Source organism: Rothia sp. HMSC067H10 (assembly GCF_001810635.1).
Taxonomy (GTDB): domain Bacteria; phylum Actinomycetota; class Actinomycetes; order Actinomycetales; family Micrococcaceae; genus Rothia; species Rothia dentocariosa.
Map to the genome: position 1 here is coordinate 880,175 of NZ_KV802317.1, position 26,804 is coordinate 906,978.

Genomic DNA, 26,804 nt, shown 5'->3' on the forward strand with positions numbered 1-26,804 from the left:
AAGCTCTCGCCGGGATGCGCCTGGGTATAGCGTTCGGTTTAGGGCGGGTAGTCCCCGCCGCCCGGTAGTTGCTTCCAATGCCACAGCCAGCCCACCCAGACAAGCTGCAGAAGGGCCCCGGAACCAATCAGCAGCCACCGGTAGGCGCGCGAAGAGGATATCGCCACGATGGGAAGCATGAGTGGAAAGAGGGGCAGAAGCAGCCGGAAAGTTGAAGACTGTGGGTTGAGGAAAATCAGTAGATAGGCGCCATAGCATGCGCACCAGAGGATGATGGGACTTGCGAGAACCCGTTTCACGAGCGGACTTGCCAGAAAGGCTGCATACCCCACGATCAGGAGCGGAAACAGGAGGATCGTGAAGTACCCGAAGTATGCTATACCCTGAGAAATCCAGGGTGCCACGGGTGCAAGATCACCCTGACGCCAGGCGGTTTCGGTGGCGGTGTAGGCGTCAATACGACCGGTTATTTGCCAGGCGTAGATTGGCCAGATGAGCGCGCAGAAGCAGATGAAAAGGGCACTGCCGAGCTGCGGTAGGCTGCGTAAAAAAACGCTCTCGAATCCTTCTTGGTCTTCGCCACACTGACGGCGCTGCTGCTGTGCCTTAGCCTCTGTAATCAGGCAGGCGAACCACCATAGCCCGGCGGTGGCACCCAAGGGTACTCCAACCGGGCGGGACAGGCATGCCAGGAGCGCGACGGGCATCATGAGCAGATACTGCTTGCGCATTATCAGCAGCAGAGCCCAAACGAGGAATACGAGGTTTAAAGATTCGGCATAGGGCACTTGCAGCACCGGGGCAACCGGCAGAAATGCTACCGCCGCAACCGCCCAGAGCGCCAGATTGTGCCGTGAGGTTTTTACATCCTTCGGATCTTCGGTGCTCGACGCTGCCTCAGATACCTTTTCGCCATGCGATTGGTCTCGGTAACCTACAATATTCAGGCTCGTGGTGAAGAGCAGGTAGATAACCCATGCGGCAGCGAACCCAGCCAAGAGCGCCACTGTAGCCGCTACCGGATAGTAACCGATCCCTGTGATCCGGTTAATACCGCCAGCGATCAGGGGGAATAGCGGGTAAAAGGCCCAGGGATTTTGCGCCACCGCTCCGGTGGAATCATGGGGCAACTTACTCGGGTACCCGGATTGCGCAATCTGCCCGTACCAGCTGGAATCCCAGGTGCTAATGAAGGGAAGGTACCCCAGATGCTGGCCCCAGGGACCAAGCAGCTGTTGGTTGCCAACCACAGAAAAAATAATGAATCCCCAGACGCGGCTGAAAGCGTAAACGAGCATGACTTGCAGCCAAGCGGGAAGTCTTAGAAAGGCCTCGCCCATGCGGCGCAAACGCTCCCCCGATGCTATATACAACCATGTGATATCGGCATTGAGGGTAGAAGTTTTTGAGGGGTTTTTATCCTCATCTCGGCTGGATGTGCTGGCAGGCTTAGTCTGTGACGCCGGTTTGTTCGCTGAGCTCCAGGGAATAGAGGGCACGGTGGTGTGCTGCTGGGGAGTTTTATCAGAGGGATTGTTCATCGGGAATGTTGGGGTAGAACCGGTGATGAGGTCAAGGTGCTTTCGTCGCTTACGGACTCCCGAGGTGCCGTTTTATCCGCGAACACGTCTAGTCCATCCCGAGCGATATAGGTCGCTAACTTCTTGCCGGGGTATAGTCGCTGGCTGGTGAGACCAAAAGTTCCCAGCAGGGTGAGGATCAGAACCACCACCGCCAGAAGCGTGATCAGGATGTTCATGGGATACCTTTTCGGTTCAGGTTCGGTTCACGGGCCCTATGAGCCCTCAGATACGCCTGTCATAGGAAACACGACGTTTCTTAAGGCGTACCCAAAGTAGCTGCTGATCGCCGTTGCCTGCGTACAATAACGCATCCAGCGGGTAAGCGGTGCATCGCGACTCATAGATTTACTCTATCTGTTCAGTCTAGCCTACCTGCCCGGCTGGCACAGATATAAAGTGCGTATTTGTATCGGTGTGGGGTTTATCGGCTAGTCTTCGTCGACTTCGGTATGCAGCCAAAAAAGCAGATCGGTGTAGCAGCGGGTAAGCGCGCTGAAGCTCACGTACTCGTTGTCGGTGTGAGCGAGGAGCGCATCGCCAGGACCAAAATTCACCGCAGGAATACCGATCTCGCTGAGCCGCGCCACGTCTGTCCACCCGTATTTGGGTTTGGGCTCCTGCCCGACAGCCGCGATAAGTGATGCCGCCAGCGGGGTATCTAATCCGGGCCGCGCCGCCGGAGAAAGGTCTACGAAGTCGAGTTCATAGCCGTCGAAAAGCTCAGTGACGTGCGCTTTTGCCTCATCCAGGGTCTTATTCGGGGCAAACCGGTAGTTAATGTGCAGGGCGGCAGCATCGGGAATAACGTTCCCGGCGACTCCTCCGGAAACCTGCACGGCATTGAGTCCTTCACGGTACGCAAGCCCCTCAACCTCGTAAGTTTGCGGTTCGTAATCTTCCAGAACACGCAGCGCCCCAGCGAGCTTGTGGATCGCGTTTTCACCCTTCCAGGCACGCCCGGAGTGCGCTGCGAGCCCGGCGGTGCGCAGGTAGAAGCGCATCGTACCGTTGCATCCGCCCTCAATAGTGCCGTCGGTGGGTTCCAAGAGCACACCAAAATCAGCGTCAGTCAGAAGCTCACCGTGGTTGCGAATGAGCCGCGCCATGCCGGAAAGTTCGCTGGCGACTTCCTCATGGTCGTAGAACACGTAGGTGAGGTTGTAGTCGGTATCGTGCTCGCCCAGTTCTGCCGCCAATTTGAGCTGCACCGCAACGCCGCCCTTCATATCGGTGGCACCGCGCCCGTAGAGAATCCAGTCCCCGTTATCTTCAACAATGCGTGCGGGTACGGTTCCGAGCGATCCCTCAACCGTGGGCAGGGGCACGGTATCCAGGTGACCAGCCAGCAGAATGCGCGTACGTTCCTCACCGTTGCGGGGACCAAATTCGGTACGGGCTATCATGGCGTCACCATCACGGGTGAGATGCAGATGCGGATATGCGCTGAGAGCCTCATAGACGGCGTCTGCAATAGTTTTTTCTTCCCCGGAGACCGAATAAATATCAAGGAGCGTGCGGGTGAGTTCGGGCATCGAAACGTTCAGATCAAGCGAAGTGGTCATCAAGGGGTCTTCCGTGGTTGCGCAACAGTCTTCGTGTTCAACCCTAGCATTTCAACCCGTGGGAGGCCGCGCGTTTTCCCTATACGGCGCCCGATAGCGCATCTATAATGGTGGGCATGTCTGAAAACCTATCTTCCGAATCCCGTTATGCTTCCGGTGTCGCGCTGGTGAATGTCGTGGCTGCCGGGAATGAGGCTGGGACCGTGCTCGACGCTTGGTTCCCTGCCCCCTCGCTAACCCAGACCCCCGACCTTTCTCTCGCCGATGAGCTGGATGCGCTCGTCGCCGACCACCCCGAATGTAACGCCCGCACTGAGGTGCGCACTGCCTCCATCAACCTGGATGAGGCCCCCGAGGATGCGGTCGATGCTTACCTGCGCCTGCACTTACTTTCGCATACGCTGGTACGCCCGAACAGCATCAACCTGGACGGACTGTTCGGCAAGCTGGCAAACGTGGCGTGGACGAATCACGGACCGGTGCTCGCCAGCGAGTTTCAGAAACTTGCGCTGGGGCTTCGTAAGCTCGGGCACCTGAGTGTGAGCCATATCGATAAGTTCCCGCGCTTGGTGGATTATGTGGTTCCCGCCGGGGTGCGTGTGGGCGACGGCGACCGCCTGCGTCTGGGTGCGCATCTGAGCCCCGGCACCACGGTCATGCACGAGGGCTTCGTGAATTTCAATGCGGGCACCTTGGGTACGTCGATGGTTGAGGGGCGTATTTCCCAGGGCGTTGTGGTGGGCGACGGCTCCGATGTGGGCGGCGGTGCCTCTACGATGGGCACGCTCTCTGGCGGTGGGACGCAGCGCGTCTCGATAGGTGAACGTTCCCTGCTGGGTGCGGAATCGGGTATCGGCATCGCGCTCGGCGACGACTGCGTGGTGGAAGCCGGTCTGTATGTGACCGCCGGATCGCGCGTGAGCGTGCTCATTCCGGGCGAGGAACCGCGCGTGGTCAAGGCCGCCGAGCTTTCGGGGGTCTCAAACCTGCTGTTCCGCCGCAATTCGGTCTCGGGTGCAATCGAGGTTCTGCCGCGTGCCAAGAACACCGTGGAACTCAACGATGCGCTGCACCTGAACTAATGCCGCTCCCCTAAATTTTTCACACGAAAAGTCGCCTATTGGTCTCATATGTTCGACCGGTGGGCGGCTTTTCGGCATAAAAAGTATTCACAAAAGTCACGCGGATCAGGGCTAAGTGATACAGATGGTTTTCAAACGTGAAATACGCGAAAAACCTCCAGGTCAGCATACCGGCAAGACATACACAACACAGCCTCACAGGCCACGGAAAATCCGGCATGCGCATCCGGGGCGGGCTACTATATTAAGCGACGTTATCACGGGGTGAGCACTCACCCAAACACCATGAGGAAGCACGGGCAAAGCCTCGCGCCTTCCGCGAAAGGACAATGATGAAGGTTCTCGTCACCGGTGGCGCCGGTTACATTGGTTCGCACACCGTTCTTGAACTCCTCAATGCAGGGCACGAGGTTGTCGTCATGGATAACCTGTCGAATTCCTCCGAAACTTCGCTGCAGCGTGTTGCCGAGCTCGCCGGTCGCGCGCCCGAGTTCCATAAGGTTGATCTGCTGGATTTTGAGGGCATGAAGAAACTCTTCCTCGAGATCCGCCCGGATGCGGTGATCCACTTCGCGGGATTGAAGGCAGTGGGTGAATCAGCAGAGAAGCCGCTGTGGTACTACCAGACGAATGTCGCCGGTACCCTGAACCTGCTCTACGCTATGGATGCCGCAGACTGTCGTTCTATCGTATTCTCATCGTCCGCAACCGTGTACGGTGAGCCCGAATCCATGCCGCTCATCGAGAAGCTAAATATGGATGCACAGTCTTGCTACGGCCGCACCAAGGAACATATCGAAGACATGCTCGTAGACTTGGCGGCTTCCGATGACCGCTGGAATATCGCTCTGCTGCGCTACTTCAACCCCGTAGGTGCGCATGAATCCGGGCGTATCGGTGAGGATCCTTCGGGTATTCCCAACAACTTGGTGCCATTTATCGCTCAGGTTGCAGTCGGTCGCCGCGAGCATCTGAACGTATTCGGCAACGACTACCCCACCGTCGACGGCACCGGTGTGCGCGATTACATTCACGTCGTCGATCTTGCCGATGGTCACCTTAAGGCGCTGGATTACATTAGCGAGCACGGCGGTCTGCACACCTGGAACTTGGGTACCGGGAACGGCTACTCGGTGCTTGAGGTGCTGCATGCCTTCGAGAAAGCCTGCGGTAAAGAGTTGCCCTATAAGATCGTGGCGCGCCGCCCCGGTGATGTTGCTGTTTCCTATGCCGATCCTTCCTCGGCACTGGCTGATCTGGGGTGGAGCGCATCCCGAGATATTGACACTATGGTGCGCGATCACTGGAACTGGCAGAAAAATAACCCGAATGGTTACGATGCCTAGCCAACTGCCTCGTTAAGAGGTTCCTAAGTCGGGTGTCTTATGCATAAGTTTGCATAAGACACCCGACTTTTATATTTTTAACTCTACGTAAGTACACCTGAAGTACAATAAAAACAACATAAAGTATTGCGTGAGGTTCATATATTTACACGGTATTTATTGCTTTTATATGGCTTCTATTTCGAGTCACCAAAACTATAACTATGCACAGAAGATAAATTTTTCAATAATTTTTATAGAAAACCCGGCAGCTGTTACATACCCGTTACAAACCTGACGTAAGCTAGAATCTCATTCGTTTTATGAAACCCACGTCATAGATGCATCTCACATGAAAGGGTTATCACCGTGACACAGGCATCTGCACCCGCAGAAAAACCACTCGTAGAGCTCAACGAGGTCAATAAATATTACGGCACCAACCACGTGCTCAAGAACATCAATTTAGCGGTCAATAAAGGCGAAGTTATCATCCTTCTCGGTCCTTCCGGTTCCGGCAAATCAACCCTCTGCCGAACCATCAACCGCCTCGAAACTACTTCCTCTGGCTCTATACATATCGACGGAAAAGAACTGCCCAAAGAAGGCCGCGAGCTCGCCAAGCTGCGCGCAGAAGTGGGTATGGTATTCCAGTCCTTCAACCTCTTTGCCCACAAAACCATCCTTGATAACGTGACGCTAGGCCCGCGCCGCATCCGCAAACTCTCCAAAGAACAGGCCGAAGCCGAAGCTATGGAACTTCTCGCCAAGGTCGGGGTAGATTCCCAGGCCGAGAAAATGCCAGCCCAGCTTTCGGGCGGTCAGCAGCAGCGCGTCGCCATCGCCCGCGCTCTCGCCATGAAGCCCAAGGTCATGCTTTTTGACGAGCCCACCAGTGCACTCGACCCCGAAATGGTGAACGAAGTGCTCGATACCATGGTCTCCCTCGCCCGCGACGGCATGACCATGATCGTCGTAACCCACGAGATGGGGTTCGCCCGTAAAGCAGCCGACCGCATCGTCTTCTTGGCGGACGGCGAGATTGTTGAAGAAGCCACTCCGGATGAATTCTTCACCAAGCCTAAGAGCGAGCGCGCCCGCGACTTCCTCTCCAAGATCATCGACCACTAGGGGGTGTGCCATGAAAAAATCATTCTTTAACCGCGCCGCCACCAAGTTTTTCGCCGCGAGTACCGCAGCTGCGCTTGCTCTCGGTTTCACGCTGACCGGGTGCTCCAGCGCCTCGGACTCTAAACCTAAGATTCGCATCGGCATTAAGTACGATCAGCCCGGCTTAGGCTACCAGGACGGTCAGGATTACACCGGTTTTGACGTAGATGTGGCGCGCTACATTGCTGGTAAGCTCGGCTATTCGGAAGATCAGATCGAGTTCGTAGAGTCCCCCAGTGCTAACCGTGAGAATATGCTCTCCAACGGTCAGGTCGATATGATTCTGGCGACCTATTCCATTAGCGACAGCCGTAAGAAGAGCGTTGATTTTGCCGGTCCGTACTACGTTGCCGGACAGGATTTGCTCGTGCGCGCCGATGAAACGAGCATTACCGGGCCCGATAGCCTGAACGGAAAGAACCTATGCTCGGTGACCGGTTCGACCAGCGCCAAAAAAATTCAGGATACCTACGCCAAAAACGTGAACCTAGTGAAGCAGAATAGTTACTCGGACTGCGTGGTCGCCCTCAACGGCGGCGTGGTAGATGCGGTGACGACCGACGATATTATTCTTGCGGGTCTTGCCGCGACCAAGGCGAATAAGGGCAAACTCAAGCTGGTTGGCAAAACATTCACCACTGAGAAGTACGGTGTTGGCCTGCCTAAGGGTACCGATAAGTGTGAAGCCATCAATAAAGCTATTAACGAGATGGTAGAAGACGGCACCTGGGAGAACCTGGTGAAGAAGCACACGGACGGCACCGGCTACAGCTACAACACCGAAAAGAATCCGCCAAAGCCTTCGGCGTCCTGCGCTTAGGCACGGAAGAGAGGAAAACGATGTCATTCTTTGACCAACTCGGCGCTCTCTTCGCCAAATACGATGTGTTGGGCGCGTTCTGGGTGAATATTCAGCTAACGTTCTGGGCCGCGATCGGGTCTTTCGTACTCGGTGCGATCCTAGCACTGATGCGTATCAGCCCGGTCCCCTCGCTGCGCTGGGCGGGTACGATCTATGTGCACTTATTCCGCAACACCCCGCTGACGATTCTGATGACTCTAGCGTTGCTGGGCGTGTGGACACAGTTTCAGCTGTCGTTCTCGACCGATTTTGAGACAAACTTCTTCGTGTACGCCGTGATCGTGCTGTCGATCTATCACGCATCTTTTGTGTGTGAGGCAATCCGTTCGGGTGTGAACACGGTTCCCACCGGTCAGGCGGAGGCGGCTCGTGCCATCGGCCTCGGATTTATGGATACTGCGCGCATGATTATTTTTCCGCAGGCGTTGCGCGGCTCCATCACTCCGCTGGGCAATACGCTCATTGCGCTGGCGAAGAACACGACGGTCGCATCGGTAGCATCCGTTGCCGAAGCCTCAGGCATGATGAAGTCCATGATTGAGTTCGATGCGAACATGGTGCTGGCGATCTTCCTGATCTTCGCGCTGGGATTCGTGGCGATTGTGGTGCCTCTAGGTATCTTGACCACCTGGTCCTCACGTAAATTGGCGGTGAAGCGATGAAATTCTTTAATTCTGATGTAACCACAAGCACCACTGTCCTCTTCGACGCCCCCGGCCCCCGTGCGAAGGCTCGCACCCGTGTCTTCAATATCGCGGCGATTCTGGTTTTTATCGCGTTCGCTGTCTATGTGCTGAGCGTGATGGGCGCTAAGGGTCAGCTTGAGGCAGAAAAATGGACCGACCTCTTCACCGCAAAAGCTTGGGGTTCCTACTACCTGCCCGGTCTGGTTTCAACCCTGCAGGCGGCGGGTATTTCGGTAATTACCTCTATCGCTTTCGGTGTTGTCTTCGGCATGGCACGCCTGGCGCAGAACCGCGTGCTTCGCTGGTTCGGCACCATTGTGGTTGAGTTCTTCCGTGCCGTTCCGGTGCTGATGATGATGATTTTCTTCTGGCTGTTCCTCAGCCGGTTCAGCTGGATTAACCCCTCACAGCTGCCGTTCCTTGCGGTCGTGATCGGTTTGACCTTCTATAACGGATCCGTGATTGCCGAGCTGTTGCGCTCGGGTGTCAAACAGCTGCCGCGCGGTCAGGGTGAAGCGGGCCTGGCGATTGGCCTGACCCCCGGTCAAACCCTCCGCACGATTCTTATGCCGCAGGCCTTCAACTCCATGATGCCTTCGATGCTCAGCCAGTTCGTGGTGATCCTCAAGGACACCGCGCTCGGGTACATTATTTCCTACCCCGAGCTGCTGGCATCCGCACGACGCATCGGCTCGGGTGACGGCAACGTGCTGCAGACTCTTCTGTTGGCGGCGGCGCTCTTCGTCATCGTGAACTTCGCGCTCACGGCGCTGGCAACCTGGCTGTCCTCGTTCCTCGCATCGCGTACTTCCTCGAAGGTTCGCAAGGTGGACTTGGTTCCCGGCGAGGTCGATAACCCGAATCCGCCTACCCTCCAGATGTTCTTGCTTCCCGGCAAACGCAAATAATCGGGGGCGCGCATCCGGTATAGAAGATGCCCGGAACTTCCTGTATTGGAGGTTCCGGGCTTCTTTATTTATCAGGGGTTTTATTCTTTTACGGCATTTCCTATCCCGCGCTCGCCGTAAGACGCTCGGATGCCTTCGCAATATCCTCATCGGATGCGGTCAGCGCGATACGCACATAACCGGCGCCGTCTTCACCGTAGAAGACCCCCGGTCCCGCAACGATTCCCAGCTTGGCCAAACGTTCGATAGATGCCCACGTATCCTCACCGAAAGTGGTCCACAGGTACAGCCCGGCCTCAGAGTTTTCGACGCGCCCGCCTGCGGCGGTAATAGCTGCGAGAAGCTCTTCCCGGCGCGCGCGGTACTTATTTTTCTGCGCCGCCACATGGGCTTCATCTCCCAAGGCCGCAATCAGCGCACGCTGCACGGGTGCGGGAACAATCATCCCGGCGTGCTTGCGGGAGTTGATGAGGTTAGGCATAAGCTGCGCATCACCCGCAATAAACGCGGCACGGTACCCCGCCAGGTTCGACTGTTTTGAGAGCGAATATGCGGCAAAAAGCCCGGTAAAGTCGCCGTCGCATACGCGGGGATCAAGAATAGAGGGCACCCGCTGACCGCCGCGAGCTTCATCCCACGCGCCCCAGCCGAGTTCCGCATAGCATTCGTCGCTGGCCACCACAGCGCCAATATCGCGTGCCTGCTGCACAATCTTACGAAGCTCAGCAACATCACGCACCACGCCGTTCGGGTTGGCGGGCGAGTTCACCCACACCAACCGCACACGCCTGCGCACATCTTCGGGCAGTTCATCAAGCGAATCTGCGGGCACGGACTGCGCGCCAGCGAAGCGCGCCCCTATATCGTAGGTTGGGTACGCCACGCGTGGGTAAACCACCACATCGCGCTCTTGAGTGCCGGGGTCAGTTCCTAGTCCCAGTAGAAACGGAAGCCACGCCACAAGTTCTTTGGAACCAACCGTAGGCATCACCTGGTCGGTGCTTAGCCCGGTGACCCCGCGGCGGCGTGCAAACCAGTCTACGATCGCCTGGCGCAGTTCAACAGTTCCGTGCGTGGTCGGGTAGCCGGGAGCGTCGGATGCTGCGGCAAGCGCATCCTGAATCAGCTGTGGGGTGTCATCGACCGGGGTGCCGATGGAGAGGTCTATAGTCCCACCCGGATGTTCGGCAGCAAGTTTGCGGTAGGGAATAAGGGTTTCCCAGGGGTATTCGGGTAGATCTAGACCGTAGGCACGCATGGTTCTCCTTGTGCGGCGTTGTAAACCGGCAGATACCGGCCGTTCTTTCGTGCGTAGTCATTGTATCGCGCGTTTGAGTGCTGAGGGTACGGCAAAGCCCCCGTTCCCAGCGTGCGAGATTCGGAGGCTTTAGCCTGTCTTAAGTTTTCAACGTAAGGGTGCGCCGAATGCGCCAGCTACTCCCCCTGCGGTGGTAGGGCGGCGATGAAGGGTACGTCTTTACCGGTTGGTCCCATCTTCGCGGCACCACCGGGTGAACCGAGGTCGTCGAAGAATTCGGCGTTGGCGGTAATGTATTCGGACCATTCTTCGGGCACGTCGTCTTCATAATAGATAGCCTCGACGGGGCAGACGGGTTCGCAGGCTCCGCAGTCCACGCATTCATCGGGGTGGATATACAGTGTGCGGTCACCCTCGTAGATGCAGTCAACGGGGCATTCCTCAACGCAGGCGCGATCTTTCACGTCTACGCAGGGCAGTGCAATTACGTAAGTCATGGGTGCCTTTCTAAACCTAGCAGCGTGTGCCTGCCCTGTAATCCTGCAGGGTCGTCGTTCGGCGCACGTTATCACGAGGGTTATGACCTCGTGGAAGTCTGTGTATAAGTCTAGCTTGCACGGGGCATTTAAGCAGATTTTCGTGTCGTAGCAGACAGCCATAATACGACCCTTAGCCGGTATTTTTTAGGCTAGGCTTTCCTGCGAGCAAATATTATTTACCCTAGTCAGAGCCAATAAATTAAAATATAAATTCCAATAAGTTATATTCATCACAACATTTTTCATGACGCCTCTATGTCATTCCTTAGATTCACCACAGCTTATGGTGCAGTGTGCGAAGAATTATTAAGCGTTTGAGCTCGGCGTGCTTTCTCCTCGGCCCTGCGATGGCGCAAATGGACCTGCCGCGGGGTGTTATAGAAGGCGTTTCCTTCTTTGGTACGGATGAAGACGAAAAAGGCAAGCAGAGAGATAACGGGCGTACCCAAAAGCCATAGTGTGCCGTATAAACCAATCGGCGGGTAGTCCGGGTTTACCAGTACGAAGGGCGAATCCGGGCGCATAAAGGCAAGCGCATATATCACCAGGAATGCGAAGGCACCGGTGATAACCGTTGCCCCGCCGCGACGTAGCGCGAGGGAAGCCCACAGCGATGCAAAAAATACGGTGGCGAAGCCGAACACGAGCCCGACAGGAAGCGGAGTTTCGCCCGTATACATGACCCAGGCGTGGTAGATTGAGCCCGCAATACCTGCGAGGGTTCCCAGAAGAATGCACGTTATCAGAAGCGATACGATGCCTGCATGCGTGGGGGTTTCGGGAATTTTGCGCTGTGCGTTACCGTCGAGCAGGCGGTAGGTTTCAACCGCCGAAATTTTCTGCTCTACCTTGTTTGAGAATTCAAAGGTGGTGTCCCCGGTTACCACGATCTGCGTTCCGTGGGCTTTCATCGCTTCACGTTTGGCCTCGACTGAGCCGGTGATAGCGCACTGTTGGCGCGCATCCTGTTCTGAGAATTCTCCTTCAATGCCCCAGGTCAGTATGGGGCGGTCGTTACTATCGCCCAAGATTTTGAGTGCTTCAAGCACAGCCTGGTGAGTGCGCACATGGTCGGGGTGCCCGTAGCCACCGTCGAGGTCATAGGTGATCAGAACATCGGGCTTAATATCGCGAATGGCATTAGCAATAGCCTCGGCCTGCGGGGCGATCGGCTGGGCGGTCAAGGAATCTTCACTCGCCTTCGGGTTCGCCACCGGTTTACCGTCTTTGCCCCACGCCATGCCGGAATCACGGTAGATGTTGAGCGCGCCCGGCGCCGTGGCGGGTTCCTCTCCCAGGAAGAAACGCTTGCGCACACCCAGCTTTGCCGTCGCGTTGTTGAGCTCAACGGTTCGGTACTCCCCCAGTGCCTCGCCGTTGTCGCTGTTGCCGGGTTTGCCCACTTCAAGATGCTGCAGCTTCGGCGGAATGACTTCTCCCATTTCGCCTCGGGTGAGGGTCAGCAAATGCACCTTGGCACCCTTCTTGGCGTAGTACGCCATCGTTGCGCCTGTTGCCGTGGTCTCGTCGTCTGGATGCGCGTGTACGAACAACATCACTGCCTCGGAGGGCGTGTAGCCGCTCGGCAGTAGGTCGCGTTTCGCGTTTTTCATCAGGTGTTCCCCCTGGGCGGGGTACTGCGGCGCGGAAGTTTCAGGCATAGTGTCAGGTGACCTTCTGTCAAAGAACAGTTCTTCTATATCTTAAACCACAACCGGGAGCGGTACGGTTATCGTGGCTTGTCATGACGACAAACGCCCGTACTGCTCCCGGCGGTTAGCTATGCTTGTGTGCCCTAGTTGGCGCGGGCACGGCGGCGGAATTCACGCACGCGCTCGTTCGCATCCAGAATAACCTTGCGGATGCGAATAGCTTCGGGGGTGACCTCCACGCATTCGTCTTCGCGGGCGAATTCGAGGCATTCTTCCAGCGTGAGTTTCTTGGGCGGGGTCAGGTTTTCGAAGCTGTCTGCGGTGGAGGAACGCATATTGGTCAGCTTCTTTTCCTTGGTGATATTCACTTCCATATCGTCCGCACGAGAGTTCATGCCCACGACCATACCCTCGTATACTTCGGAGGTCGGTTCCACGAAGAAGGTGCCGCGTTCCTGCAGGTTAATCATGGCGTAAGGGGTAACCACACCGGCACGGTCGGCGATCATCGAACCGTTGGTGCGGTACTCAATATCGCCAGCCCAGGGTTCGGGGTCTATCGAGTACGACGACGAGATACCGGCGCCGCGGGTTTCAGTGAGGAACTGAGTGCGGAAGCCGATCAGGCCGCGCGCGGGTACCGCGAATTCCATGCGCACCCAGCCGGTGCCGTGGTTCGACATGTTCTCCATGCGCCCCTTACGTGCCGCCATCAGCTGGGTTACGGCACCCAGGTGCTCTTCGGGCACATCAATAATCATGTGTTCCATCGGTTCATACAGTTTGCCGTCGATGGTTTTGGTGACTACCTGCGGTTTACCCACGGTCAGTTCGAAGCCCTCGCGGCGCATCTGCTCCACCAAAATAGCGAGGGCGAGCTCGCCACGGCCCTGAACTTCCCAAGCATCCGGGCGCTGGGTGGGCAGAACCTTGATGGAGACGTTACCGATAAGCTCGCGGTCAAGACGGTCCTTGACCTGGCGTGCGGTCACCTTCGCGCCCTTGACCCGGCCCGCCATCGGAGAGGTGTTAATGCCGATGGTCATGGAGATCGCCGGGTCGTCCACCTTAATAAGCGGCAGCGGCTTGGGGTTTTCAGCATCGGTCAGGGTTTCACCAATGGTAATGTCTTCGATACCGGCGACCGCCACGATTTCGCCGGGGCCTGCTTCTTCGGCGGGAACACGTTCGAGCGCCTTGGTTGCCAACAGCTCGGAGATACGCACGTTCTTAATATCGCCATCTTGACGTGCCCAGGCGACGGTCTGCCCTTTCTTGAGGGTGCCGTTGAAGATACGCACGAGCGCCAGACGGCCCAGGAACGGCGAAGAGTCAAGGTTGGTCACATGCGCCTGCAGCACCTCATCAGGGTTGTAGGTGGGGGCGGGCACATGCTCGATAATGGTCTTAAACAGCGGTTCCAAATCGTCATTATCGGGCAGGGCGCCGTCGGCGGGTTGGTTCAGCGATGCGGCACCGGCTTTGCCGGAAGCATAGACGACCGGCACATCGAGCACGCTGTCGAGGTCAAGGTCGGGCACCTCCTCGGACAGGTCCGATGCCAAGCCGAGCAGCAAATCCATGGTTTCGCTGACGACCTCGTCGATGCGCGCATCCGGGCGGTCCACCTTGTTCACCACCAAAATGACGGGCAGCTTCGCGGCGAGTGCCTTGCGCAGCACGAAGCGGGTCTGCGGCAGCGGGCCTTCAGAGGCGTCCACGAGCAGCACCACGCCATCGACCATAGAAAGGCCGCGTTCGACTTCGCCGCCGAAGTCGGCGTGCCCGGGGGTATCAATCACGTTGATGGTGATGGTTTCACCGTTCGCGGAGGGTCCATCGTAGAACACGGTGGTGTTCTTCGCGAGGATGGTAATGCCTTTTTCCTTTTCAAGGTCGCCGGAGTCCATCACGCGGTCTTCGACGTCTGCGTGCGCCGAGAACGCGTGGGTCTGCTTGAGCATCGCATCCACGATGGTGGTTTTGCCGTGGTCAACGTGTGCCACGATCGCCACGTTGCGCAAATCAGGGCGCGAAGCGGTGTTTTCAGACATGCGTAATTTTTCTCGCTTAAATCTAGGGAATACTAGGGGCACGCCGCGTTAGATGCGTGAGCTTAAATACGCAACGCGGTATCAGTGCGTGCATGCCCGAGCGTTCTCGTGCGGGCGCGCCAAAACGCGCCTCTGTCTCGGGCTTGCCTATCTAGTGTACCACTTGCCCTAGTTTGTCTTGAGCGCAGGTTTTAGTCGGCGTCGACTCAGCGCCCGGCATTTTTCTCGTGCAGCCAGTCATCCAGCATGCGGCGGGCAACCGCATTCGTGCCGGGCAGCTCCAGTTTGGGCACTCCCTGTTTCTGGCGTATAGCTTCAGATTCGGCGATAGCCTGCGCCAACTCGGGCGCGGTGAACCAGCGTGCGGCCCGGATTTCTCCGTCCAGATGTTCCACGGGTTGGGTGTCATCGACCGTTACCCGGTAGCAGATCATGAGCGAGCGCGGGAAGGGCCACACATCGCTCATGCGGTAGTCAAGGTTGAGAGCCTGCAACCCGGTTTCTTCATAGACTTCGCGGGCTACTGCCTGTTCCAGGTTCTCGCCGGGATCCACGAACCCGGCGATGAGGGCGAAGCGGTTTTCGTGCCAGAGCCGGTTATTCGCCAACAGCACCCGTTCGCCGTCGCGACTGAGGACGAGCGCCATAACCGCCGGTTCGATGCGCGGGAATACGAGCTCGCCGGATGCGGTGCGCCGCACCTGGCGTTCCCCGTCGATCAGCGCGGGATCTCCCGAATACGCGGAGTACTCCATTTCAAGAAGGTAGTCGCGTTTAGCAAGGGCGGCGGCGTAGCGGGCGCGCCCGGCGGGGTCTTCGTGCACGGGGTAGAACCAGAACCCATTCTGCGATGCGGTGATGGGCGCATCCGTGTTAGCTCGGGAGAGATCTTCTGCGAGCGCGAGCAGTTCTTCATCCTCCAGGTAGGCTGCATGGTAATCGGTGCCTTCCCGGTCGGAGGGCTTTCTAAATTTAGGCTCCAGGCTGGTTTCGATGATGGTGTTTTGTGGCGCTTCAGGCAGGTAATGAACGGTTCCGTTATGGTTCATAAGGGTTTCTCCACGTCGAGAAATAACCAGGTAAAGATTCTGCTGCACGCTCATGGTTTCCACTCTACCGCATGCAGCCTTCATTCCCCCGCCTATGCGGCCTGATATGCCTAAAATCTGCCCGAAATCTGCGCACGTGATGCGCCCCCGCTCATCTGGCATAAGCGAGGGCGTATCTCTGCAGTCTATTCACTAGCCCGGCGGCCTGAGAGTTATGACCCTGAGCGCCCTTCCGGCTTCCAGCCTGCGGCGAGGGCACGCTCATATATTGTCTCTGCGAGGGTATGTTCGAAGGCTTTGGTGAGGTGGTTAGTATCCGCGTACACGTATACGTTGCCGATGACCGAGCGGCATAGACCGTCCGGGCAGTAGATATCCTTCAAATCGAGCAGATAGGCACCACGGTCTGCATATTTCTCGAAAATTGGTGCGGCGGGATTATCACCATATTTCTGCTCAATGGGTTCAGAACAGCTGCTCTTATCCCCCTGAGCCCTAATCGCACACACATACATATCTTGAGCAAATCGGGGGTTATCGCGCAGACCGATCACCTGGATGCCCGCATCAGTGAAGACGCGCAGGGTTTCGTCGAGGTTGGGGTCTGCGGTCTCGGCATCAGCGCTTGTGTCGGTTGTGGTTGCGATAATCACTACGGTCGTCGGCTTAAGGCGCAGAATTTCTTCCGTGGCTTTCTGTGAGAACGCGATGCAGCGTTTCTTGCGGTCGTTGAGATAGCCCTCGGGGGCTGCGAATGGGTAAGGGCATCCTGTCTCTAGAAGGTTCATCTGATTGGTGCCGGTGCGCTGGGCAATAGGCTCGAACGCAGCCGTCATCTGTAATGCGGGCGAGCTGCCAACAACAATGGTAAGGGGTGCCGAATCGTCCCCATTCTGTTTGACGGCGCAGGATGTATTCAGAGATTCATGCATGGGGGTAAAGGGTGCGGGGCATCCCTCTCCCCAGTCAGCGAGCATGCCGTAGATGGGGATATCCTGCGGAATAGGCTTTGATACGCGCGACATTTGGTCCGTGCCGACTGCTCGGGCGCCTGGATATGTTGCCTCATCATTTTTCACTAGCTCTTCAGTATTCTGGATCATGGTTATATCGCGTTGCTGTGCCCAGGCGCGAACGCTCAGAACAGGAGCTCCGATCACCAGCAGAATCACGAGTACATAGGCGAGCTGATTCACCCAAAGAGTGGGGGTGAAAATCGTGGTCACGCGCAGTTTCGAGACCGTTTTATCAAGAAATACGCCGGATCGGCTACGCAGCGGCTTCTCGATATAGGTGCTCAAAACCCATGCCAAACCGATTGAAACGGCGATAATCACCGTGCCTTCCAGAAAATTCACGCGAGGTTTATTAACCTTAGCGCTGTAGAGCACGAGCAGGGGCCAGTGCACTAGGTACAGGGCGTAAGAAATATTGCCCAAGCTTTGCAACGGCGTGGAGACTAGCAGACGGTCGATCGCGAATTTATGGTCGGTGCGCCCGGCGATCATCACCAGCGCGCCGGAGAGCACGGGCCACAGCGCCAGGTAGCCAGGGAAAGTTCGTTCAACCGGTAAAACAGCGCCGCAGGTTACTAATCCCAGGGCGCCCACCCATCCCATCACCACGCGGGTTCTCACATGGTGCGGCTTCCATTTCAGCGTCATCGCCGCAAGCAGGGTACCAATCGCAAACTCCCACAGGCGGGTGCGGGTATCAAAATATGCGTAGGCGGAAATCTGCTTTGTCTCCCAGATTGAGAAGGCAAACGAGGTCATGAATACAGTGCCGAATACCGTTACCGCCGCGGGTACGGGCTTGAAACGTACCCGATGCACGAGAAACGCAGCCACCGCGAAAAGTATCGGCCAGAGCAGGAAAATTTGTCCCTGAATCGAAAGCGACCAGAAATGCTGGAAGGGCGATTTATCGCTTATACCCTGGGCGAAATAATTGACCGCACCGTTCGCCAGGTTCCAGTTCTGGTAGTAAAACAGCGAGGCTTGGGCATCAACGGCGCGCGCGTTCCAATACAGCGCTGGCAAGATAACTAAGGAAGCCGCAAGAGTCAGCACAATCACCACGGCTGCGGCAGGCAACAGGCGCGCGAACACATGAGTCCAGTAGGCCAGCAGGTTCAGCGCTTTGCCCTCGTTGATTTTCCGCATGAACGAGAGCGAAAGCAAGAAAGCCGAGATGAAGAGAAAAACATCCACACCGCCGGAGACTTTGCCGATCCATACGTGGTAAAGCACCACGAGAAGCACGGCGAAGGCGCGCAAACCCTGAATTTCGGGGCGGAATCCGCGAGATTCTAGGAACGATTCATACGGCGGGGTATGCTCTGCAGCGGGTACACGAATTCCCCGCAGCGGGTTTATAGGCATAAACAATATCCTGGAGTGAATGTGTGAGTTTTCATGATGCACAGCGCCGTCGAGAACTTCCACGCACGCTATGCAAAAAGCCGGCATCGCTCGTGCCCGCATTACCGGATGCACCGAGGCAGGTCTATAAAAACGTCCCCAGTCTACCACCGGTATTCTCCCAAATGTACGCGCGTTTTCGTGTACATTTAGAGGACGGTTTGCTAACCCTTGAGGGCACCCTGAGGATTCGTAAAATCTCCCCTCCAATGCGCGCCGTTCATGGGATAATGCCTGGCGGGAATTATGCACCGCACCCAAACGTTGTGGTCACCAAAAGCGCAAGAACGCGCAAAACCTTCAGGTAAACGCCTGTATAAAGGTGACATCACCGGGTTGAAAGAGAGAAAATAAGAACCATGACTATTACGAACCCGACGACCACCAGCGCGTGGTCAGCACTAACCCAGCACAAAGCATCGCTCACTCCGAATTTGCGAGCCTGGTTCGAGCAGGATCCTTCCCGCGCCCAGAAATTTAGTTTTGATGCCGCAGACCTGCACGTAGACCTCTCGAAGAACCTCATCACCGAAGAGACCGTGCAGCTTTTGCTCAAACTCGCCGAAGAGGTGAACCTCGCCGAACGCCGCGATGCTATGTTCACTGGCGAACACATTAACGTGACCGAGGACCGCGCGGTTCTGCACACCGCGCTGCGCCGCCCCAAAGGCTACTCCCCCGCCCTCATTGTTGATGGGCAGGATGTCGATAGCGATGTTCACGCCGTTCTGAACAAGATTTACGCTTTTGCCGATCGTGTGCGTTCGGGCGAGTGGACCGGTGTGAGCGGCAAGCGCATCGAGACCGTGGTGAATATTGGTATTGGCGGTTCTGACCTTGGTCCCGTGATGGTGTACGAGGCGCTTAAGCCTTACGCCGATGCCGGGATTTCCGCACGGTTCATCTCAAATATCGACCCGACCGATGTTGCCGAAAAAGTTTCTGATCTTGACCCCGAAACTACCCTGTTCATCGTTGCTTCGAAGACCTTCGGCACCTTAGAAACCCTGACCAACGCTCGTGTGGCACGCGACTGGCTGCTCACCGCGCTTGGCGAGGCGAACGCCTTGCAGGGAAAAACCGCAGAAGAAGCCGTGGCTCAGCACTTTATCGCCGTTTCAACCGCGCTCGATAAGGTTGCTGCCTTCGGCATTGACCCCGAAAATGCCTTCGGCTTCTGGGACTGGGTAGGCGGTCGCTACTCCGTAGACTCGGCGATCGGTACCTCGCTGGCCATCGTCTTCGGCCCGAAGGTATTCGAAGAATTCCTCGCGGGCTTCCACGCCATGGACGAGCACTTCCGCACTGCGCCCTTTGAAAAGAACGTGCCCGTACTCATGGGCTTGCTTAACGTATGGTACGTGAACTTCTTGGGTGCCGAAACCCACGCGGTTCTACCCTACGACCAGTACCTGCACCGTTTTCCCGCCTATCTGCAGCAACTTACCATGGAGTCCAACGGTAAATCCGTGCGCGCCGACGGTTCCTTCGTGGACTACTCCACGGGCGAGGTTTTCTGGGGCGAGCCCGGCACCAACGGTCAGCACGCTTTCTACCAGCTTATCCACCAGGGCACCCGCCTTATCCCTGCGGACTTCCTGGCCTTCGCCAACCCAGCTCACCCCACCAAGGATGGCGAGCAGGATGTGCACGAACTCTTCCTCGCAAACTTCTTTGCACAGACTCAGGCGCTCGCTTTCGGCAAGACTGAGGATGAGGTACGTGCCGAAGGTACCGCCGAGCATGTGGTAAACGCCCGTATCTTCAGCGGCAACCGTCCTTCGACCTCTATCATGGCCTCCCGCCTGACCCCGCGTGTGCTGGGCGAGCTGATTGCCCTCTATGAGCACATCACCTTTGTGCAGGGTATCGTGTGGGGTATCGATTCCTTCGACCAGTGGGGCGTCGAACTCGGCAAGAAGCTGGCGCTCGATCTGGTGCCTGCTATCAAAGGCGACCGCGAGGTTCTGGCACGCCAGGATTCTTCGACCGCATCCCTGATCGACTACTACCTTAAGCACCGCAAGTAGCAGTGCCCTAGGCTAATATGCGCGGTGCCCCCGATGAATCTCTCATCGGGGGCACCGCGTTTTAACCGCCGCTTTCACTCGTCTTCCCAGTTCTACGGCATGAATGAGCCTACATAACCTTGAGGGTGTCGCGCACCAGCTCCACCACGATGCGCGCAACCACCGCCTCAGGCAGAGTCGGCACCGATTCGCTCTCTACTCCCCCAGCATCGGTATGTGCAGTAAGCGTTGTCTGTGCGTCAGAGGGCTCATGATCGACTTGCGTGGCGGGAATATGCACAAACCCCGCGGGAATCCGCCGCCCCTGGCGTTCCAGAATACGGTGTACCTCATAAAATACGTGGTTGCACACATAAGTTCCGTCGGTGTACGAAATCTCAACCGGTAGCCCCACACCACGCAAACGCTCATAGCTTGCCCGCACCGGCAGGGTCGAAAAATACGCCTCGCGTCCCTCCGGGGCGATCGCCTCATCCACACGCACCACACCGTCATTATCTTCAATATCGGCAGAATCCAGGTTGATGGCGACCTTCTCAAAACTCACCTTATCCCGCCCGACTGCCACGCCCAAGCTGAGCACCGCATCCGGGCGAATATCGGTCAGAATCTCCCCTAAAGCCTCTGAAGAACCCGCATAGCTAACCGGAACCTCACGGGTTACAACCCGTACCGCAGATTCGTCGGCAAGTAAATCAGCCACCTGCCGCGCTATTACCCCGCTCGGGTTCACACTCACGCCGGGAAACGGGCCGAAATAGGTGATGAGAAGGGTCTTTGTCATCGTTGTCCTTTACACGTCGTCGGGTACCCTAGAGGTATGGCACGCACACACCATCACAAAGAAGAACCCGTTTTTCTTCTCCAGGATACCCCCGATGCCCTGCGCGAAATCGGCGTTGATGATGAGCAGGAGGCACTAGCCGCTGTTCGTGAACCCGCACAGGCGTTAGAAGGTGCCTCGTTCCTTCAGGCGGTGGGGCGGTTTTACCGCTTCTACACACTCGGTCGCGGGCACGCCAGCCGCTCCGAAGTGCTGTGGGCATTGCTCTATTTGACACTCACCACTGGCGCGGTACTGGGGTTGACGGTCTATCTGGGCATGCTCTCAGAAGACCCTCACATGGAGTCCCTGATTCGGGTTCTCTATATGCTTATGATGACGCTCATGCCCGTATGGATTATTGTGCATATTCTGCCGCTTTCTTCGCTTCTGAGCAGGGCGCGCGGTAAAAACTAGACGCGTCCACGTCCCCTACCGACGGGTGATTCAAAAACGCCCGCAGCGCTCAGGCCACGGGCGTGTAAGTAGTTGGTTTCTCCAGAGCTTCCGGGCTATTTCCCAAGCACCTTCATAAGCTCTTCGGGAGTGTCAACAACAATCAAACGTTCCAGGTATGAAGGGCGCAAAAGCTCAGTGCTAGCCATATATTGCATCGCCTCAACGAGCTTATCCCAGTACCCATTAACATTCAGGAGCGCCACAGGCTTCGTGTGAATCTTGAGGAATTGCCAGCTAAATACCTCGAAAAATTCTTCCAAGGTTCCGGGGCCACCGGGCATCGCAACGAAGGCGTCAGCCTTATTAATCATGGCGATCTTACGCTGATGCATGGTATCGACAATATCGAGGGTTGTCTGCCCGGGGTACACACCCTCCCACTCCACGAGCTGGTGGGTGACCACGCCGTAGACTTTGCCGCCCGCATCCAGGGTCGCGCCCGCGACGGTTCCCATCAGACCGGTGCGTCCGCCTCCATAAACTACCCCCACGCCACGTTTTGCGCATAGGGTTCCCAACTCACGGGCGCAGGCGGCAAAATCGGGGTCATTGCCCATAGTAGCGCCGCAATACACGGCAAGGTTAAAACTATCTCTCATGTTCTGCTTCTTTCATCGGATGCGTTCATACACGCGACGGTGCGCGGAACGCGTGCGTCAACGTAAAATTTTTACGGGTGATTTATCCCTATGCACCCTACCGCCCCCGCGCAGCCGAGCGCAAGCCTTATCGCTCATATCGCGCATATTTTCAGCGGATTCACAGCGGCACCGATGGCGTTTCGCCAGGACTTATTCTGCAGATAAGCGGGAATATACACTCAGTGTTCAGAGGTGCCTGATCGGTATAGTCCGCTGCGGGGTCTATCCAACGTAATTCAGCAATTTCGGCATGCGGGCTCAGCTGCTCAAGTATCTTTTCCTCTTGCGGATGCGGCATATATTCAAAAGTTTCGGCACGTACCACGAATCCGCTTTCGTTCAGGGCGGGGGCGTCAAACTTGCCAAGGTACACCATCTGGGCAGGATCCGGCGCAAATCCCAGCTCTTCAGTAACCTCACGCACCGCCGTATGCAAGGGGCTCTCCCCCGCATCGGGTTTACCTCCGGGCATCATAAACCCGCGTGAGGCGGCTTTACGCACGGTCAGTACGTGCCCGGCGTGATTGCGGATTACCACTGCAGAAACATGCACAATTCTCTGTGCCGTATCAATTGCTGAATGTTCATCAACCATCTTTCTACAGTAGCTTATGTACAGCGCGTATCAGCCAAAATTTCAGAGGCTCTTCAGCCGGTCTATGAGGTAATCACGCAGAATGACCGCGTGGTTGCAGGTAGGGCTCTTAGCGCCGTACAAAAGCGTAACGCGAGAGGACTGGAGCTTCTGCGCACCCGCAACCATACGCTCAAGCTCGGGGTACACCTCTGAATTACTGTCAAGCTCGTTCAGATAGCGTTGTTTGAAGGATTCAAAATTCTCTGGTTTATGCCCAAAATCTCGGCGAGCCTCCGTCGAAGGAGCTAAGTCCTTCGCCCATTCATCAAGATGAGCCTTATCTTTTGAGACTCCGCGCGGCCAAAGCCTATCAACGAGTACCCGGTATCCGTCATCCGGGGAAGGCTCTTCATATATGCGCTTAATAACTATATCCATAGTGCCAATCCTACGCCGGAGAATCTGTCTGGTACACCTAACGTTAAGATAGGTGGCCCGCCAGGATATGTACATTATCGATGTATGACTACATGCTCTATATATATGATATTTTCCGGACGAAAGTATTTTCTAATTTTATTGTGGAGTATATATAAAAATTTTCATCATCAAAAGAAAATACTGCCGCGTCTAAATCCCCAGTTTTAGTGCGTTCACATCAATTCCTGCACGGGCAGGCTTAGACCCCCGCCGTGCCTCTACCCTAAACACGCTACGGGGGTCTTATCCTAGCTTGAGCATTCATGTCTGTGCTTTTTCCCAGAGGGCACATCCCCTGAAAACAGTGAGTGCTTCAAACGAATCTATACATCCCCGACGATACCTTACGGGGTATTCTCATAGAGCGCTCACATGAGGCTTAACCGATCGTAAACCTACGCATGCACGAACCAAAGGTCAGGAAGCTTCATATCGTACATAAGAGAAGGTTCACAATAGTGAACGTTCTATGTCTTTACAAACATACCCTGCTCACAACACGGAGGTAAAGCATTTCGGGCAAACTTTATTATATCTTTATATTTACCCACGGAGTTGAAACATATATACCGTTAAAAAATGGTACTACCGCATAATAGTTTACCGTGAAACTCTTTATCAAAATGTGATTTTATAGCAATAAAACCCGCCGGGGAATACCTCACGATATTCCTCCGGCGGTCTTTTTATTGATAATTCCGTTCGCCGAAATTACTTGCTCGTTTTAACCTCAAGACCCGAGACATCCACCTGTTCCAGCGGAATCAAACGGTCGCGGGTTACGATAGCGTGAATAGCCCAAACTGCCACAAAGATCGGCAGGCCTATATATGAGCTCATCACGCCCACCCAGTCTCCCGCAAGGATCGCCTCGTAGTTCTGCCCACCGATCACCAGCAGACACATAATGAAGGCAATAATCGGCCCCACCGGGAAGAAGGGCGCCGTATAGGGAAGGTCGTTAAGGTTATGCCCCTGCCGCATATATGCACGGCGGAACCTATAGTGTGCCACCGCGATACCAACCCAGGTAATGAAACCGGCTAGACCCGAAACATTAACTAGCCACAGGTAGGCCGCATCCGGCGAAATAACGGAGGCGATAAATCCGATAGCTCCCACGGCGGAAGTTGCCATGAGGGCGGGCATTGGCACGCTCCCCTTATTGACCTTCGTGAAAATCTTGGGGGCTTTACCCTCCTGCGCGAGTGAGAACAACATGCGTGCCGAGACATAGAGGCCCGAGTTACCTGCAGAGAGCACGGCGGTAAGAATCACGGCGTTCATCGCTGCAGCGGCGAAGGCAATACCAGCGCGTTCAAAGATAAGGGTGAAGGGAGAAATGTTAATATCGCCTTCGGCTGCGGTGAGCAGATTCGGATCGGTGTAAGGAATAAGGAATCCTATAACCACCATGGCACCGATATAGAACAGCATGATGCGCCAGAATACGCTGGTGAGTGCGCGCGGCACATCGCGACGGGGGTTCTTGGATTCTCCGGCGGCAATACCGATCATCTCAGTACCCTGGAAAGAGAACCCGGCGACCATGAAGATAGTGAAAATAGCGACGGGACCGCCTACAAAAGGAGCTTCGCCCGTGGTCCAGTTTGAAGTACCCGGTGATGCGCCTCCGAGAACCCCGAAGATCATCGCAATTCCCGCAATTAAGAACACGATAACGGTGACCACCTTAATAGTGGCAAGCCAGAATTCGCCCTCACCGTAGGCTTTGGCAGAAAGAGCATTAAGCCCCGTCAAGAGAACTAAGAAGATGCCCGCCCACACCCACGAGGGAGTTTCAGGAAGCCAATACTTCATCACTTCCCCGACCGCTACAAGCTCGGCCGCGACGGTGATTGCCCAGTTAAACCAGTAGTTCCACCCCATGGCAAACCCGAAGGATGATGAAACGTAACGTGTTGCGTAGGTTTGAAACGAACCTGGGACGGGCAGATGCGCTGCCATCTCACCCAGAGACTGCATGAGGAACAGCACCATAATACCGATCAGCCCGTAAGCAACGATAGCGCCGCCCGGCCCGGCGGTAGAGATAGTTTTGCCGGATGCAACAAACAGACCGGTGCCGATAGCGCCGCCGATGGCGATCATCTGCATATGACGTGCCGAAAGACCGCGTTTCAGATCAGTATCTGCAGCAGCATCACTCGCATCCGATGCTGACGAAGACTGTTGTGAAGTTTGTGCCATTGTTTTCTCTCTATTCTGAAACTTCCCAGATATGCGGGTGTCACACAGCCATCAGCTTTCTCCTGGTGTTCCCTCAATATCTAAGCCGGAAGATCTTATGTGCGTATCCTCTGAAGAAACGCCGTTACGGCATTCTGAAGTATTTCTAATGATGCCTAAATTTTTCTAATCAAGCTCTAATACTACATCTCTCATACGTGCTACGCCACTTCGAAAGCTGTATGTGCACTGCCCCCATCTAGGCAATAACCGTCTTTACGCACAAAAACGGGGTGGATACCTCATGAGAGAGATACCCACCCCGAATTTGTAACCTCTATAACGACAATTCGTCGTTAATTAGGCCTTGTTGCGGCGAGTCAACAGAACCACAAGTCCGGTTATCAGGGAGAGCAGACCCAGCCCAGCGGCGAACAGAACGCCACTGACACCGGTGTGTGCCAAGCTTCCTGACTTCTGGGAGCTCGCGGAGCTACCGTTGTCTGCCTGAGTGGCCTGGTTAACAGCTGCGTTGCCGCCGCCGTTCACCTGTGCGGAACCGCCGTTGCCGTTATCGCCAACGAGACCAGCGCCACCGCCATTAACATTGGGAGCATTGCCGACGAGGCCGGCGCCGCCACCATTGTTATTCTCAGAACCGTTGCCAACAAGACCGGCGCCGCCACCATTAACATCTTCAGAAGCATTGGTGTTCACAGCCTCGCTACCGCGGGATACCGCGCCAGCGTTGAGGTCAATATCGACATCGTTGCTGATGGTCACAGTACCCTGACGCTGGGGAGCCCGGTTGTCACCGGTCTGACCCAAACCACCCCGACCGTTGTCGGAATCGTTATCAGCAGTCAGGCCCAGTCCGCCATGATCTTGATGGCGCTGCTGCTCCTGGAGGATTTCACCTTCAGAGGTGCGAGTGTAGCTCTCGCTCAGCTGCCCGAACTGTGCACCCTGACTTTCACTTCCGGTAGCCTGTCCAGTTTCGGTGGTGGTGTTGCCACCAACCTGACCGAGACCGCCCTGACCAGTGGTGTCAGGAGCTACCGGCTGTGGGGTATCGCCAGTCTGACCCAAACCGCCCTGACCGTTAGGTGCGGGCGTATTTCCAGCATTACCTGGGGTGTTAGGAGTAGCGTTATCGCCTACCCAACCAAGACCGCCGTGACCGTTAGGTGCGGGCGTTACGGCATTATTTTCCCCAGGAGTTACCTGAAAAAAATTACCGCCGCCCTGGAAGCAGTCGTCACCGCCGTTGTCCCACTGACCCCAGCCGGGAACGGCTGCACCGAATTCCCAGCCGCCTTGGTAGTGACCGTTGAGGTTGAAGTCACCTTCGTAGTAGCCGCCGCCACCGAAGTTCCAGCCGATGCCACCGTCGTTGTTATCGGGGGTGCCAGGCTGACCAGGCTGACCAGGCTGTCCGGGGGTGCCAGGCT

At 56.1% G+C, this 26,804-nt stretch carries 22 protein-coding genes and 1 pseudogene; 8 read left to right on the top strand and 15 right to left on the bottom strand.

Translation table 11 applies throughout. The features are described 5' to 3' along the window. Positions 1-38: 38 nt before the first annotated feature. From HMPREF2756_RS10740 to dapE, 3 genes are all read right to left on the bottom strand, one after another. A complete protein-coding gene (locus tag HMPREF2756_RS10740) occupies positions 39-1,541 on the bottom strand; it encodes a hypothetical protein (RefSeq protein ID WP_246825936.1) in 1,503 nt (500 codons plus the stop codon). Then, positions 1,538-1,759, bottom strand: a complete 222-nt coding sequence (locus HMPREF2756_RS10745; protein WP_004005119.1) for a hypothetical protein — start codon at positions 1,757-1,759, stop codon at positions 1,538-1,540. Before HMPREF2756_RS10745 ends, HMPREF2756_RS10740 begins: the two co-directional genes overlap by 4 nt. A 252-nt stretch (positions 1,760-2,011) precedes the next feature. Then, on the bottom strand, positions 2,012-3,145 hold the full coding sequence (gene dapE / locus HMPREF2756_RS10750; protein WP_070620994.1) for a succinyl-diaminopimelate desuccinylase: 1,134 nt from the start codon (positions 3,143-3,145) through the stop codon (positions 2,012-2,014). 107 nt (positions 3,146-3,252) lie between these two features. Between dapE and dapD the strand changes: the two genes are divergently transcribed. From dapD to HMPREF2756_RS10780, 6 genes are all read left to right on the top strand, one after another. Beyond that, positions 3,253-4,227, top strand: coding sequence for a 2,3,4,5-tetrahydropyridine-2,6-dicarboxylate N-succinyltransferase (gene dapD, locus HMPREF2756_RS10755; protein ID WP_070620996.1), 975 nt, complete (start codon positions 3,253-3,255; stop codon positions 4,225-4,227). 332 nt (positions 4,228-4,559) lie between these two features. Then, complete coding sequence (gene galE, locus HMPREF2756_RS10760; RefSeq protein ID WP_037231082.1) at positions 4,560-5,573, top strand: UDP-glucose 4-epimerase GalE; 1,014 nt, start codon at positions 4,560-4,562, stop codon at positions 5,571-5,573. 348 nt (positions 5,574-5,921) lie between these two features. Next, entirely contained in the window at positions 5,922-6,683 is a 762-nt protein-coding gene (locus HMPREF2756_RS10765; protein ID WP_004005123.1) for an amino acid ABC transporter ATP-binding protein, read from the top strand. 10 nt (positions 6,684-6,693) lie between these two features. Then, positions 6,694-7,542 carry a glutamate ABC transporter substrate-binding protein gene (locus tag HMPREF2756_RS10770; protein ID WP_004005124.1) on the top strand — a complete coding sequence of 283 codons (849 nt, stop codon included), beginning with the start codon at positions 6,694-6,696 and terminating at the stop codon, positions 7,540-7,542. A gap of 20 nt (positions 7,543-7,562) precedes the next feature. Next, positions 7,563-8,246, top strand: a complete 684-nt coding sequence (locus tag HMPREF2756_RS10775) for an amino acid ABC transporter permease (RefSeq protein ID WP_004005126.1) — start codon at positions 7,563-7,565, stop codon at positions 8,244-8,246. Then, a complete protein-coding gene (locus HMPREF2756_RS10780; RefSeq protein WP_070620999.1) occupies positions 8,243-9,178 on the top strand; it encodes an amino acid ABC transporter permease in 936 nt (311 codons plus the stop codon). Before HMPREF2756_RS10775 ends, HMPREF2756_RS10780 begins: the two co-directional genes overlap by 4 nt. Positions 9,179-9,278: 100 nt before the next feature. On the opposite strand, the gene dapC is transcribed toward HMPREF2756_RS10780, so the two are convergent. The 6 genes from dapC to HMPREF2756_RS10810 form a co-directional block, all read right to left on the bottom strand. After that, the gene (dapC, locus tag HMPREF2756_RS10785; RefSeq protein ID WP_070621001.1) at positions 9,279-10,436 is read right to left on the bottom strand and encodes a succinyldiaminopimelate transaminase; all 1,158 of its coding nucleotides are present in this window, start codon (positions 10,434-10,436) and stop codon (positions 9,279-9,281) included. 176 nt (positions 10,437-10,612) lie between these two features. Beyond that, positions 10,613-10,933 carry a ferredoxin gene (gene fdxA / locus HMPREF2756_RS10790; protein ID WP_004005129.1) on the bottom strand — a complete coding sequence of 107 codons (321 nt, stop codon included), beginning with the start codon at positions 10,931-10,933 and terminating at the stop codon, positions 10,613-10,615. A 323-nt stretch (positions 10,934-11,256) separates the two neighbouring features. Further along, positions 11,257-12,636 carry a PIG-L family deacetylase gene (locus HMPREF2756_RS10795; protein ID WP_070621003.1) on the bottom strand — a complete coding sequence of 460 codons (1,380 nt, stop codon included), beginning with the start codon at positions 12,634-12,636 and terminating at the stop codon, positions 11,257-11,259. A gap of 134 nt (positions 12,637-12,770) precedes the next feature. Further along, a complete protein-coding gene (gene typA / locus HMPREF2756_RS10800; RefSeq protein ID WP_048752998.1) occupies positions 12,771-14,681 on the bottom strand; it encodes a translational GTPase TypA in 1,911 nt (636 codons plus the stop codon). Positions 14,682-14,887: 206 nt separating this feature from the next. Then, positions 14,888-15,784, bottom strand: a complete 897-nt coding sequence (locus tag HMPREF2756_RS10805) for an NAD(+) diphosphatase (protein ID WP_246825937.1) — start codon at positions 15,782-15,784, stop codon at positions 14,888-14,890. 158 nt (positions 15,785-15,942) lie between these two features. Next, positions 15,943-18,114 (bottom strand): acyltransferase family protein, encoded by a 2,172-nt coding sequence (locus HMPREF2756_RS10810; RefSeq protein WP_070621007.1) that lies wholly within the window; start codon positions 18,112-18,114, stop codon positions 15,943-15,945. A gap of 398 nt (positions 18,115-18,512) precedes the next feature. Between HMPREF2756_RS10810 and pgi the strand changes: the two genes are divergently transcribed. Next, positions 18,513-20,183 (top strand): glucose-6-phosphate isomerase, encoded by a 1,671-nt coding sequence (gene pgi / locus HMPREF2756_RS10815; protein WP_004005136.1) that lies wholly within the window; start codon positions 18,513-18,515, stop codon positions 20,181-20,183. 109 nt (positions 20,184-20,292) lie between these two features. Here pgi and HMPREF2756_RS10820 read toward each other — a convergent pair whose 3' ends face one another. After that, positions 20,293-20,967, bottom strand: coding sequence for a pyroglutamyl-peptidase I (locus tag HMPREF2756_RS10820; RefSeq protein ID WP_070621009.1), 675 nt, complete (start codon positions 20,965-20,967; stop codon positions 20,293-20,295). A gap of 36 nt (positions 20,968-21,003) precedes the next feature. Between HMPREF2756_RS10820 and HMPREF2756_RS10825 the strand changes: the two genes are divergently transcribed. Next, positions 21,004-21,423: a hypothetical protein gene (locus tag HMPREF2756_RS10825; RefSeq protein ID WP_070621011.1), complete on the top strand. Its 420-nt coding sequence runs from the start codon at positions 21,004-21,006 to the stop codon at positions 21,421-21,423. A 95-nt stretch (positions 21,424-21,518) separates the two neighbouring features. On the opposite strand, the gene HMPREF2756_RS10830 is transcribed toward HMPREF2756_RS10825, so the two are convergent. The 5 genes and pseudogenes from HMPREF2756_RS10830 to HMPREF2756_RS11295 all read right to left on the bottom strand — a co-directional run. Continuing rightward, positions 21,519-22,064, bottom strand: coding sequence for an LOG family protein (locus tag HMPREF2756_RS10830; protein WP_004005139.1), 546 nt, complete (start codon positions 22,062-22,064; stop codon positions 21,519-21,521). A gap of 160 nt (positions 22,065-22,224) precedes the next feature. Further along, positions 22,225-22,701: an NUDIX hydrolase gene (locus HMPREF2756_RS10835; protein ID WP_070621013.1), complete on the bottom strand. Its 477-nt coding sequence runs from the start codon at positions 22,699-22,701 to the stop codon at positions 22,225-22,227. Positions 22,702-22,743: 42 nt separating this feature from the next. Next, positions 22,744-23,121 carry a DUF488 domain-containing protein gene (locus HMPREF2756_RS10840; RefSeq protein ID WP_004005141.1) on the bottom strand — a complete coding sequence of 126 codons (378 nt, stop codon included), beginning with the start codon at positions 23,119-23,121 and terminating at the stop codon, positions 22,744-22,746. A 753-nt stretch (positions 23,122-23,874) separates the two neighbouring features. Then, positions 23,875-25,374 carry an amino acid permease gene (locus HMPREF2756_RS10845; RefSeq protein ID WP_070621015.1) on the bottom strand — a complete coding sequence of 500 codons (1,500 nt, stop codon included), beginning with the start codon at positions 25,372-25,374 and terminating at the stop codon, positions 23,875-23,877. 339 nt (positions 25,375-25,713) lie between these two features. After that, a pseudogene (locus HMPREF2756_RS11295) lies at positions 25,714-26,804 on the bottom strand (hypothetical protein); the annotation flags it as partial.